11 protein-coding genes, 1 pseudogene and 4 riboswitches are annotated in these 12,103 nt (G+C 62.0%); of the genes and pseudogenes, 1 reads left to right on the top strand and 11 read right to left on the bottom strand.

Annotated elements, in window-relative coordinates; genetic code table 11:
• Position 1: 1 nt before the first annotated feature.
• Complete coding sequence (locus C7401_RS29700; RefSeq protein WP_112174965.1) at positions 2 to 424, bottom strand: ACT domain-containing protein; 423 nt, start codon at positions 422 to 424, stop codon at positions 2 to 4.
• 188 nt (positions 425 to 612) lie between these two features.
• Positions 613 to 675: riboswitch (Fluoride riboswitch) on the bottom strand.
• Positions 676 to 785: 110 nt separating this feature from the next.
• Positions 786 to 857: riboswitch (Fluoride riboswitch) on the top strand.
• A 247-nt stretch (positions 858 to 1,104) separates the two neighbouring features.
• Here C7401_RS29700 and C7401_RS44560 point away from each other — a divergent pair.
• Entirely contained in the window at positions 1,105 to 2,259 is a 1,155-nt protein-coding gene (locus C7401_RS44560; protein ID WP_146758015.1) for a hypothetical protein, read from the top strand.
• Here the strand turns inward: C7401_RS44560 and C7401_RS46170 are convergent.
• From C7401_RS46170 to C7401_RS29645, 10 genes and pseudogenes are all read right to left on the bottom strand, one after another.
• Entirely contained in the window at positions 2,239 to 2,637 is a 399-nt protein-coding gene (locus C7401_RS46170) for an MFS transporter (protein WP_112174964.1), read from the bottom strand. The two genes, C7401_RS44560 and C7401_RS46170, sit on opposite strands and share 21 nt — an antisense overlap.
• 255 nt (positions 2,638 to 2,892) lie before the next feature.
• Positions 2,893 to 3,222 (bottom strand): annotated as a pseudogene (locus tag C7401_RS29685) (voltage-gated chloride channel protein); the annotation flags it as partial.
• 77 nt (positions 3,223 to 3,299) lie between these two features.
• Positions 3,300 to 3,365: riboswitch (Fluoride riboswitch) on the bottom strand.
• A 136-nt stretch (positions 3,366 to 3,501) separates the two neighbouring features.
• Positions 3,502 to 5,496 (bottom strand): proton-conducting transporter transmembrane domain-containing protein, encoded by a 1,995-nt coding sequence (locus C7401_RS29680; protein ID WP_224043848.1) that lies wholly within the window; start codon positions 5,494 to 5,496, stop codon positions 3,502 to 3,504.
• Positions 5,486 to 6,292, bottom strand: coding sequence for an NADH-quinone oxidoreductase subunit B family protein (locus C7401_RS29675; protein ID WP_112174963.1), 807 nt, complete (start codon positions 6,290 to 6,292; stop codon positions 5,486 to 5,488). Before C7401_RS29675 ends, C7401_RS29680 begins: the two co-directional genes overlap by 11 nt.
• A gap of 30 nt (positions 6,293 to 6,322) precedes the next feature.
• Entirely contained in the window at positions 6,323 to 7,807 is a 1,485-nt protein-coding gene (locus C7401_RS29670; protein WP_112174962.1) for a hydrogenase large subunit, read from the bottom strand.
• Positions 7,804 to 9,282: a proton-conducting transporter transmembrane domain-containing protein gene (locus tag C7401_RS29665; RefSeq protein WP_208948903.1), complete on the bottom strand. Its 1,479-nt coding sequence runs from the start codon at positions 9,280 to 9,282 to the stop codon at positions 7,804 to 7,806. Before C7401_RS29665 ends, C7401_RS29670 begins: the two co-directional genes overlap by 4 nt.
• 2 nt (positions 9,283 to 9,284) lie before the next feature.
• A complete protein-coding gene (locus C7401_RS29660; protein ID WP_112174961.1) occupies positions 9,285 to 9,965 on the bottom strand; it encodes a hydrogenase in 681 nt (226 codons plus the stop codon).
• A 4-nt stretch (positions 9,966 to 9,969) separates the two neighbouring features.
• Complete coding sequence (locus C7401_RS29655; protein ID WP_112174960.1) at positions 9,970 to 10,917, bottom strand: respiratory chain complex I subunit 1 family protein; 948 nt, start codon at positions 10,915 to 10,917, stop codon at positions 9,970 to 9,972.
• Between the two features lie 166 nt (positions 10,918 to 11,083).
• Positions 11,084 to 11,155: riboswitch (Fluoride riboswitch) on the bottom strand.
• Between the two features lie 50 nt (positions 11,156 to 11,205).
• Positions 11,206 to 11,574, bottom strand: coding sequence for a DUF190 domain-containing protein (locus C7401_RS29650; RefSeq protein ID WP_112174959.1), 369 nt, complete (start codon positions 11,572 to 11,574; stop codon positions 11,206 to 11,208).
• 152 nt (positions 11,575 to 11,726) lie between these two features.
• A complete protein-coding gene (locus C7401_RS29645; protein WP_112174958.1) occupies positions 11,727 to 12,080 on the bottom strand; it encodes a hypothetical protein in 354 nt (117 codons plus the stop codon).
• Positions 12,081 to 12,103: the final 23 nt, after the last annotated feature.

The raw sequence follows: 12,103 nt of genomic DNA, 5'->3' as shown, positions 1-12,103 counted from the left end.
CTCAAAGCTGGCGCAATGCCTGCACGATCCTGTCAACATCGGGCTGCGAGTCCGCAGCAATGTACGCGACAAACTCGCGACCGAACGTCGAGGCCGTGAAGCCGGGGAGATTGATGCCGAGTTCCGCAATCATGCCTGGCAAGCCCGTAGCGAGTCCCGCGCGGTTGTCCCCGCAGACGCGGATCGCGTGGATATGCTCGGGCATATGGAAACCTGCGCGCGCTGCCGCCGCGACCTGATGATCTCCGCGAAGCGGCGTAATGAGCACTTGCCCGCGTCTTGAGCCAGTCGGACCGCGCCGCGCGACGACGAACTGTATATCGACGCCGGCGTCATCCAGCGCATCAAGCGCGTGCGCCAGTCCGCCTGGCTGATCGGCAATGTTGGCTTCCCAGATTTCGATGCGCTGGATGTCGAGTTCCATAGGCCTTGCCTCGCACGGTTTTGCGCGACCATCGCAAGTAAACAACTGGAAACGGGACCAACAGGCGTCTGCGTGTGTCCAGGGCGAGCACGATCGCTCTCGCCCCAGGCGAGCGTCGGTGTGTCGACGTGCGACGGGCACAAACAGGATGAAGGGAACTGGTGGTCGTGCCAGTGCTGCCTTCAATCAAGCCAGCAGGCATCATCAGCCCAGGGCGGGCGGTCAGGGAGAATGCCATCTCCACCAGTACGCCTCAATCTTATCGCCGGTTCCCACACGTCGCAACGTGTTTGCGGCTCCCTGCATGCGTCAAACTTCCCCAGTTTGTTGCGTTGCCGAAGCGATTCGATATGCGATGGACTGAGTTCGCGGAGATGGCATTCTCCCTCAACCGTCGCGCTTCCCCTGTGCGGCTAATGATGCCTACGGACCCCTGCGGGGGGCGCCGTGGGCCGTCTACCGGAGCCACCCCCAGATCACGTAAGCGAAACCAGAGCGTGACTGCCATGCCCTCTTCACAAGCCCCCCTGTCCGGAGACACCAACCATTTCGCCACACATCTTTTCGCTGCAGGCAAGCGCCCGTCAGAATCACCGGTCCATGCCGTTTCGGCTGCGGGGCCAGAATGCGTTGTCTGTGCGCAGCTTGCGGGAGCGGACGCGAGATACTTCGGACGTCTGATGCGCGATGCACGCGCACGAACGTTACTTGCGCAGACCGTGGCGACGAGCATGGGTTTCTGCGCGGACCATGCGACCGTCCTGGCATCCGCTCGCAAAACAGCACGCGCGCTTGACGCCCCCATTTGCGAGGCAGCCCGTCATCTCGGCTCATTGCTTGAGCGCGCGGCCCTGCAGGACGAGTTGCTTCAGGACATCCTGTTCAATGCCCGGGGGCGCTGTCCCGCGTGCGCGTATTTTCACCGTAGCGAAGGACGTGCATTGGCCCGCGTCTTAAAAGGGCTGGAAAATACCGGCAGGCATGCTCGCGTGCCGCCGCTGTGCTTTATCCACATCCAGCTTCTTGTCCAACGCACGGAACCACCCCTGCGAGGGCGTTTCATTCGCCAGTTACGCAACATGGCACGAACGGCAATCGAAGTACTCGACGCACCGTTGATCGCCAGTTCCACTGAATGCGTCATCGCCGTACGACATATTCTTTACCCACTGGCTCGCGACGCAACGCCCCGGTGGCAGACGCCTTGCGAGTGTCCGGTCTGCGAGGCGATTCACGCAGGGCGCACCCAATGGCTGACGTCTGCCGCGGAGAACGTGCGTCTTGAACAACCTGGCTGGATCACGCTCCCGACCTGCCGAAATCATCTGTTCCTCTGCCTCGCCCAGCCAGACAGGGAACTGCAACGCGCGGCGCTTCAGCGCTATCTCGAGACCGCGCTACCCGCTCGCCCAGTCACCCCCGCGTCGGGCTCCAGCTACGCTCCGAAACGGCGTCCGCGTAGCCGGCTCCGTTGGTTCAATGCGGCCGGCAGCGCAGCCCGCGCGAATGCTACGTCGCACGCGCCTGAAGTCGTTCCGCGCGAATCGTGCCCTGGCTGTGACACCGAAGAGATTGCGGCGCGTAGAGCCATTGCCCGGTTGATCCGGGAAGTGTCCCGAGCGCAGGATGACGATCATGCTGCGCGGCTCACTTCCGGGGTCTGCATCAAGCACTTCGCGGAGGCGCTTATCTACGCATCGGATCCGTTGATCGAACACCGGCTCAACACCGCCCTATGCCACACCCTGAGACGGGATCAGCATGCCCTGCCCCCACCTGGATTCCCGGGAAGCGCTGATATCCAAACAAAAGCACTACTCTCCGGCGACGCCTGAATGCCGTCTCGGAGTATTGCGACGACTGATCCACACGAATGCCGGAAGTGCCAGCAGCTGCGAAATGACGCAGAAGAAGACTGCGCCTGTAATCGACCTGTCGTAGATCCACCCAATCAATGCGCTACCGGCAAACCAGCAGACCCCATAGGCGGCTGTGAACACCCCGAACGCCGACGCTCGCCGCGACCGACTTACCATCGGTGCTACGGCTGCGGGAATGATGGACTCGTGAACCCCCATGCCCATGCCCCAAAGCGCGGCGCCAAGAACGACGTATTCCATGCGACCGGCAAGGAACACAAGTGGTGCGAAAGCCGCCGCAACGATGGTCAAAACGATCAGGACGCGAAACCCGTAACCGCTCCTGTTTTGCATCCCACGTCATGGCGTCTCCCTGAGGCCCGTAACGGATTTAACTCTCGACAACGGCCCCTTCGCAGGGAAGGAAGACAGCGCGCACGTTATGAAGGCCTTTGCCGTGAGCGCCCCAGATAGGCCACAACGCACGCGAGCGCTGCATAGACGGCGATGTCCGAACCGAACAGCTCGATGGCCATGATGGTCGATGCGATCGGCGTATTCGCCGCACCGGCAAACACGGCGACGAAGCCGAGGCCGGCAAGGACAGGGATGGGTCACGACGGTCGCGATCAACACGAGGGGCGCCATGCGCTTGGGCACGATCTTTTTCGGGTCGTGCACCTCGTCGATCAGGAGGTTGTTGCCGCCTTCGACGGACTGCCCCACGCGATGATAGACCCAGCCCATGGCGAAGCCCGCCAATGGCAGAAGCCACAGCAGCCACGGATTGTCGAGGCGGATATCGGTTGCGCGATCAAGCGCGTAGAGGAAGACAGCGGATGCAGTGCCGGCAAGGGTGCCGAGAATGGAGGACAGGAGCAGCCAGCGCGCCATGTAAGGCACCATGGCCACCTGCTCGAGAGACTTCAGGTTTTTCATGTTTTCCAGGTTTGAAGCTTCATCAAACCCGGGCGACGGGGGCCCCGCACGGACGACCTACGACCTCCTTCACCCAGGAACTCGTAGGCATCATCAGCCGCTGACGCGGCGGTTACGGGAGGTATGCCATCTCCGAAAGCCGTGCGATTTTAAGGGACGACGTTTCCCGCTGCAACCGGGCTGTCGCAAAAAGGACGCACCACCCCACTACCGGCCGAGTCACCAGGCAGGCGGCGAACCCGGCCCCGTCAGGGCTTGGCGTGGCTGGCAGGACGAGCGCTACAGGAGCGTGAGGAAAAGGATCGCGATCAGCAACCCTCCGATCAAGGCAAGATAAAAATTCAGGTTGCCCGACTGCAGCGCGCGCAACTTCTCCGCGCACCGGTTCACAATCCGGACCGCAGGATCGAACAGGTGTCGCTCGAACAGGTCGGTCACACCTGCCGAAAACACCAGGCGCTTGATGAAGTACTCGCGCTGTTCGTGCTCGCGCGTAGTACTGATCGTGGGCTGGTACACAAAGCTGTAGAACGTGCGCATCGCGTTCGAGAATGTCAGTGCCGTGGTCATCGCGTCCCGATCATTCGTTGTCATGCCGCCAAACCAGACCGGAACGCGCCTGACTGCGCGACGCTTCGTAAGCCACAACAGCGCGAGCGGCAGGATTGCCAGCAGCGGCATCACAATAATCAGCTTCGACGGCGAGATAAAGGCGAACTTGTTGGTCAGGGGAACGAGCACCCAGCCAACGACCATGGCCTGCGGACTGTTGGCGTTGAAAAGCGCCTGCGCGTCTGCGGCCAGCGCGTTCAGCCAGAGGGGTGCGCCGACTGCCACTGCAAGGACGCAAAGGCCAAGGATGCCCACTGCCACGGCATTTGTGCGAGGCACGAGCGGCGTTACGTCGACGTCCGGCAACCCGAGCAACCCCAGACCGAAGACCTTGACGAACGTCGCCAGCGCGACAGCCGCTGCAAGTGCAAGTCCCGCGCCGGCAAGCACCAGCGCAAGCCGGCCGACAAACGACGAAAGGTGGAAGCCCTGGAAAACGGACTGGAATACATACCACTCGCTGACGAAGCCCGCCTGCGGCGGGACCGACGCGAGGCTCATCACGGCAAACACCGCCCCGAGCCCGAGCAGAAAGCCGCTGCGCTTCAGCCAGCCGCGCGGGATGATGTCGTAACTTCCGGAGGCCAGATAAATGCCGTCCGCGGTCAGAAAGAGCGCGCCTTTCGCCAGCGCGTGACCGGCGAGATGCAGCATCGTCACCGTCCAGGCCAGCCCGGCGAGGTCCGCAAGATGGTCGGCCCGAAAGAGCTGCGTCACGCCAAGCATGACCACGGCGATCGACGCATTCTCCGCAGACGAATAGCTCAACAGTGCGCGCCAGTCGTCCTGCTGGAACGCAAAGAGCACGGCGAGGATCGCGCTCACGACGCCGACCGCGATGGCGATCACGCCCAGGCCGAACGCCGTATCAGGCCCGACAGCCACGTTGAGCCACGTGTTCCACCCGCGGCTCAAGGCGAAATACGCGGCATTGAGCACGACACCCGAAAAGAGTGCGCCCGTCGCCCCGCTGCCACTTGAATACGCCCGCGGAAACCATTCATAGAAGGGTAACAAGCCAAGCTTCGCGCCGAACCCGACGAGAAGCGCGATGCCCGCAAACCATGACACGACATTGCTGGACGTCGTCGCATTCGCAACGAAATTCCCGAATCCGATGCCACCCGTGCCGTGGTCGAGCACAATGATCGCAAAAACGAGGGCGACCGCGCCCACCTCCAGAAGGGAAAGCATCAGCAACACCGGCTTTGCTTCATTTTCCTCAGCACGTTCCCCCGCAAGCATCAGCGCGCCTCCGAGGCTCATCACCTCCCACGCCACCAGCAGGGAGATCCCGTCCTGCAGGCCAATTACGCCGAGCGCACCGAGCAGGCTGAATGCCGCGCCCGCGTACCAGCGGCCCGAGCGCCCCGCAAGCGGAGACCCGAGCCAGCAGGCGAAGATGGCCGGCACAAGCCCGAAACCCAGCAACCACAGACCCGACGGTTCGACCGCGAATGAAACGGGCTGGGACGCCAGGGAGACGCCCAGCGCCGCTGGCGACGTGCCCAGTGGCAACGCTGCGAGACAGGCGAGCATCCCGAGCGCACAGCCTGCGCCAAGCAGCGCGCGGATCGCGCGATGCATGACCCGCAGTGGGGACAGGATGGCGGCCAGCACCCAGGCCGCAGCGGCAATGCCCAGCAACTGGTTAGCGTTCAATCCGGCCTCCCCTCATTCGCTGCTCCGCCCGCCCGACGATCATCAACAGCGCGTGAATCAACGCTGCGGGGTTGGGCGGGCAGCCTGGCAGATAGATATCGACGGGCACGACACCGTCAAGCCCGGTGCCCGATGCGTAGTTGCCGCCCGTCACGCCGCCCGAGACCGCGCAGGTGCCGGTTGCAATCACCCATCGTGGCGCGGGCATCGCTTCCCAGGTTTCGAGAAGCGGTCCGTGCATTGCCTTCGTGACGGGCCCTGTGACCAGCAGCACGTCGGCGAAGCGAGGCGATGGCGTGAAGAAAATCCCCAGCCTGTGCAGGTTATAGAAGGGATTGTTCAACGCCTGCAGCTCGGACTCGCAGCCGTTGCACGACCCCGCGTCGACGTGCCGGATATGCAGGCTGCGTCCAAACGCGCGACACCCATGTTCTACGACGTCACGAGAGATGCGCTCGCTAAATGCCGTGTCCCATTTGAGGTCGAGTCGCTCGCTGACACCCAGTGCCCAGTCCGTTGACGGAGTAAAGGCGGCAGCCGGGCAGACTTCCGTACAGCGCTGGCACACGATGCAGCGTCCCCAGTCAACCTCCGGTGTCACTGCCTCCTCCTGCGACCTGAAGCTGATCGCGTGAGTCACACAGGCCTGTGCACACTCGTCGCAGTTTGGCCTGCATTTTGACGGGTCGTAGCACGGCATGCCGAGCACGCCCTGCTGTCCGTCCTCGCCGCCCTTCAACGGCCAGTCGGTGCTCGCGCTACCTTCCTTGAGTCCAAACCAGGTCCAGAGTGACATGGCGTGCGTTCCTCAAAACGTCTGCATACGCTACCGGGCGCAGCCCGAGATCGTCAGCCCGAAGCTTGCCTCATTGATCGCGTAGTCCATCATGTTGCTGTCGTGCACGGTCGACGGAAACACACGCCAGTTTGCGAACGACGGCGACTTGATCTTCACGCGTAGCAGCCGCCCGTCGGTGCCAATATGCACGGCATACAGGACCGTCCCGCGCGGGGACTCCGCCCATCCGAGCCCCTCGGTGCCCGCCGGCGGTACGCATCCCGCAGATATTGGGCCTTGCGGCAAACCATCGGCGATGGCCTTGTCGACGAGTGCGATACTCGCGCGCAGTTCCGCGATGCGAACCCGCATCCGCGCCGCGGCATCCCCCTCCTGTGCCACGGCAACCTCCGGTTGCAGCGTGCGATAAGCTGCATACGGATGGTCGCGTCTCAGATCGCGATCCACACCGGAGGCCCGCTCAATCGGACCGGTCGCGCCCTGGTCGAAGGCGAGCTGCTGGCTCAAGGGTGCCGTGGAAATCAAACGGTCGAGATGACTGGTCGTTCTTTCAATCAGCCCGATGTATTCGTCAATCTGCGGTTTCAATACCCTCAGCCCTTCGCTGATGGGCTGGAGATCCAGCTCACGCCGCACGCCGCCGGGCCACACAAGGCTGCGCAGAAAGCGGCTGCCGCTGGCTCGGCCGTTGATCTGCTTGGCCCGCTCCTCAAGCAGCTTTCCCTGCGCTTCGCCGACCTTCAGGGTCGTTGTGTGGCACAGGTGCCCAAGGTAATGAAGATGGTTGTAGATGCGCTCAAGCTCGGCAGCAACAAGCCGGAACCATTGGGCCCTTGCGGGTACTTCGCAGTCCGCCGCATCCTCGATGGCTTCAACGAAGGCGATCGCGTGCGCCACGCTGTCAATGCCCACCACCCGTTCGGCGAGCAACGTGGCAGAGCCAGCATCCATGCCCTCGAACTGCTTCTCCATCCCGCGATGCTTGAGAAACAGGTTTGGGTGATAGTGCAGGATGCCTTCGCCAAGGTAGTAGAAGATGAACTGGGCGGACTCTACTACGTCCGCCCGCACCGGTCCGAAGGGAAGCAGCTGCACGTGCTTGCCCGATACCGCTGGCAGTAGCGGTGCTGGCAGCTTTCCGGCCATGCCGCCGTGTGCATTGCCGGGCTCCAGGGGACCGCTTTCGGTGCGCGGCAGGAACGCCGTCACCAGTCTCTCGGGTTCCGGGTGTCCCGAGAACGCGACACCGCTCATTTCCATGACTTCTCGCTCGTGCCAGCCAAGAAGTGGACTGATCGCAGCGAGGCTAGGCACGGCGTGCCCGCTCACCGGAACGCGCCAGCCAGCGAACGTTTCCTGACCCGGCAAGGTGGCGACGTATCGCAGTTCTGCGTCCAATGCGGGTGGGAACCACGCATACACGCCCTGAAAGCGGCCACCTGCGGCGACCAGCGCCTGCGCACGCCCCACAAGCTCGTCTATCGACAGCGTCACGTACTCGCAGTTCGTCATCGCGCGCCTCCCCCCAGATCTGCCGCGACGATACCGAAATAGCGCCACAGCTCCTGCGGCCACCAGATCCCGAGCACGAATACGGGTACAAGCGCCATCCACATTGGCAGCGTCATCCATAGGCTGACCTCGACGCCGTTGGCGACAGATGCGACGGCGGCATCCGGAGTCCGGTTGTCGAAATACATGGACCGAAAGTGATTCAGGAATCCGATGAAAATGACGATCAGGAGCAGCAGGAGCACGATAACTGCCCACGCATTAGGGGTTGCGAACCCCGCGCGCATCAACGCCAGCTCGCTCAGAAAAAGACCGAAGGGCGGCGCCCCCGTGATCGCGACCGCCCCTGCGATCCACAATGCGCCGCTCACCGGAAAGCGTGACCAGACGCCCCGTATGGCATCCATGTCCTTCGTCCCGTAGACACGCATCACGTTCCCTGCGCCGAAGAACATCAGCGACTTGTTCAGCGAATGGTTGAGCATGTGATACAGCACCGCGGCAATGGCAAGTGAGCCGCCGAACCCAAAGCCAAGTGCCAGCACACCCATATGCTCGACGCTCGAATACGCCATGAGCCGCTTTATGCCCTGCTGCCGCACGATGAAGAGCGCAGCGACGAACAGCGAGAAAGCGCCGAAGGCGACGAGAACAGTCCGCGGGAGCATCGATCCGCTCGCCGCATCCGTAATGGTCAGAAAGCGCGCGACGCCGAGCATCGCCGTGTTCAGCAGCGCCCCTGACAGCATGGCCGATACGGGCGCCGGCCCCTCGCTATGGGCGTCAGGCAACCACGTGTGCATGGGCGCGAGCCCCGCTTTTGTCCCGTAACCGACAAGCACCAGAAGAAAGCCCATCTGCGTAAGCGCCGGACTCATGCGCGGCGCGGCCCGACGCAAGGTATCCCACGTCATGTCATAGGTCGGGCCGAGGACAAGACTGCCCGCCCAGTAAAACAGCACTGTCCCGAGCAGCGCGAGGCTGATGCCAGCGGACACGACGATGATGTATTTCCACGCCGCCTCGATGGCTTCCTGCCCGCGCTCGAAGCCCACCAGAAACGTGCTCACCAGCGTCGTCAGTTCGATGGCGATCCAGTAGACGCCGATGTTGTTCATCAACGGGCCGCAGATCATCGTCGCGGCAAACAACGCGAACAATGCGTAGAAGCTGGGCAAGCGCCCCTCCTCCTCCTTGAGAAGACGCATGTAGCCGACAGCGTAGACGGAGGCCAGGAAATAGACGACGCAGGTACAAACGAGTGTCCACGCGCCGAGGCCGTCGAAGAGAACGTAACCATTGATGAACGTCCTCGATCCGTCAACATGGACGACCAGCCAAAACGACGCAATGAGACAAAGGACTGCGGCCGCGAGGTTGGCATACTCGGCCATTCTCACGTGCTGGCTGACGCCAGCCAGCAGGGCGGCCAGCACCGGTGCGAGGACGACGATCGCCAGCCATGCTTCGATCATGATCACCCCACCAGACGCCTGAGTTCATGGCTGCTCGTGCTGCCCACGTGCGCGACCAGGTAGCGCACAAGCACACCAAAGCTCACCACGATGACGAGAAGATCGAACAGGAGGACAAGTTCGATGAGAAGCGGCATACCCGGGACCAGAATCTGTGAGCCGAGAAAGATTCCGTTTTCGAGAACCAGCAGCCCAAGCACCTGGCTGATCGCTTCCTGCCGCACGGCAAGCATCAGAAAACCGATGAGTTTCATCGACAGCATCACCGTCAATGCAAGCACGACCACCGTGCCGCCCAGCCCCAGCGAGTTGCCCAGATGATTCGAGACGACGAAGGCAAAGAGCACGAGTAACGCACCGAGCACGAGACTCGAACTCGGCTGCAACGTGACGTGCAGCTCGCGTTCGACAGACAGGCGCGCAATAATCCTCCAGATCAGGTATGGCAGCACGAGACCTCTGAAGAGTGCCGTGAGCACGGCCACCAGATAGAGTTCGTGGTAGTTACCGAAATAGCCGACAGCGCCCGACAGGATCGCGATCAACCATGACTCCGCCATGAAGGCGAGCAGGTAGTCCTTGAGCCAGCGCGAGCCGAGCATGACGAACGCCAGCAGGAGGCTACCGATCGCCAGCAGGCTGAACAGGGACGCCGCCAGAGGATTCAGGTGGGCAAGTAGCATGGCGTCACCGCAACTGGTTTGCAGCGATCGCGAGTACGGCGAGCATGAAAGACGCCGCAAGCGGCTCCTGATAGCGGAAAAAGCGCAGTCGGGACTGGGCCGTTTCAACGAGGACGATCACGAGCGCCACGACGAGCATCCGAGCAAATAGCCCTGCCGCCGCACCGATCGCACCGATCGCGGTACCGCGCTGCGAAAGCCCCCATGGCAGGGTGAGCACGTTGCAGAAGATCGTGAAAAGGATGAACTGCTTCATCATCGATGCCCACTTCAGGAGTGCCAGGAGTGGGCCGGAATATTCGAGGATACGTGCCTCCTCGATCATGTATACCTCGATATGCGTGCTCGAATGAATCGGCAGCCGGTCCGTTTCCACGAGCAGCAGCACGAAGAAAGCGAAGACGAGAAAGAGATGCGCCGGGCTCCAGTACACAGCGGGCTGCTGAACGAGCAGGTGATTCACCACGAACGGCAACATCGCCTTGGCGAGCAACGTAATACCTACGAGCACGAGAATCAACGTTGGCTCAGCCAGTATGCCGAGCATGACGGAACGACTCGAGCCGATGCCGCCATAGGCGCTGCCCGAGTCGAGGCCCGCCAGGACAATGGCGAAGGAACCCAGGGTGAGAATGAGGCCGCCACCCAGTATGTCGCCCATGTCGGAGAGTGGCAGCGGAAAATCGGTGAGAACCGGGATCAGGATCGGCACCGTCATCATGCATGTGAACGCCACGACCGGCGCGCACCAGAAGATCCACGACGCCGTCTCGGGCACAACAATCTGCTTGCGGAAAAGCTTGCGCAGGTCGCGATAGGGTTGGAAGATGCCCGGCCCCCGCCCACGCTGGATGCGCTCCTCCCACTGCAGGATCACGCCCTGCAGCAGCGGCGAGAGGGCGAGCACGGTCACCACCTGGGCGATCTGAAGCAGGATGTCGCGTGCGCTCATGGCCGTGCTCCTGCCCATGCGGGCGAGCAAAGGTCAACGCAGCAGGGGATTTGCCATGAACGCTCGCCGGTGCATCCCATGTTCTTCACTTTTTTCTGGCATCAATATGCCCGGGATGCTCGTGAATGCGAGCCGGCCAAAAATACCTACCGGCCCCGGCTACCGGGGACTGGTAGGCATCATTAGCCACATGGAGACGACGCGGCGGTTAAGGGAGGATGCCATCTCCGCAAACAACAGTATCGAGTATAGGAGACGCCTCGATACATGCAAGCCTGCAACCTTCTTCTAGTGCGGCCGCCGGTGGAAGAGAGAGAAATGCTTCCCGGCGCTTTCGTGTTCGTCATCGCCGACCAATCCAAATTCGACAGGCGAGCGGGTATAAAACACGTGCACGTGTTCGGTTTTCACCACATCCATCATCCGGTCGGCCTCGTCTTCCGTAACGGCAAGGATGACCTGGACAGGTTGATCGGTGAGGCTGAGCACGTGTGCGGCATGGTGCGCCCCCGCATGCCCCGTTCCCTCTGCGCAATTGATGACCGTCGCACCATGAATACCAAGTTGCTTCGCTTCATGAAGCAGCCAGTCCGCGACGGTTTGGTGGCCGTGGCGGCGATTCTTTTCGGTATAGAAAGTGAGCTGGTAGCCGTTCATGTCTGCCTCCTTCAACGACACCAGGATGCCGTCACGAAGTCGGCAGCCCCAGGGCGCAAGGCCCCACAACGAATTCTAGTGCATGACTAAGGGCGTCACGCATGCTGCGACGCCGCGAACGCGCGGCCGCCGACCCGGTGCGCGAGATCCGGTCAGGCACTCTCTCCAAGCGCCCTCATGAAGCGGATTGATACGCTCTGCACATCAGTGATTTCATCCAGCTGGTCGCGGGAAACGCGCATCTCCACCCATTGCAGCATGACGGAGCGCCCATAGGGCTGAAAATAAAATGCACTTCCACGATAGACCAGGCGCTGCGCGAAACCTGCGGGCAACCTGATACCGATTCCGCTGCCGTACACGTAGCACGCGACGCGATCGTCGATAAAAATTGCCGGATAGCCAAAGACGGCGCCTTCGCGAATCGCATCATCGAGTGTCCGTACGTGTGTCAACAATGCTTCAAATAGCTCCCGGTCATGAAGTAGCCTCGGCACGCCATCCACGATCTCCTCCCTCCCGGCTCACG

Origin of the sequence: Paraburkholderia unamae, from assembly GCF_003268775.1 — a bacterium.
Lineage (GTDB): Bacteria > Pseudomonadota > Gammaproteobacteria > Burkholderiales > Burkholderiaceae > Paraburkholderia > Paraburkholderia unamae.
The sequence above is the reverse complement of the archived record's forward strand: the minus strand, read 5'-3'. Positions and strand labels throughout refer to the sequence as shown.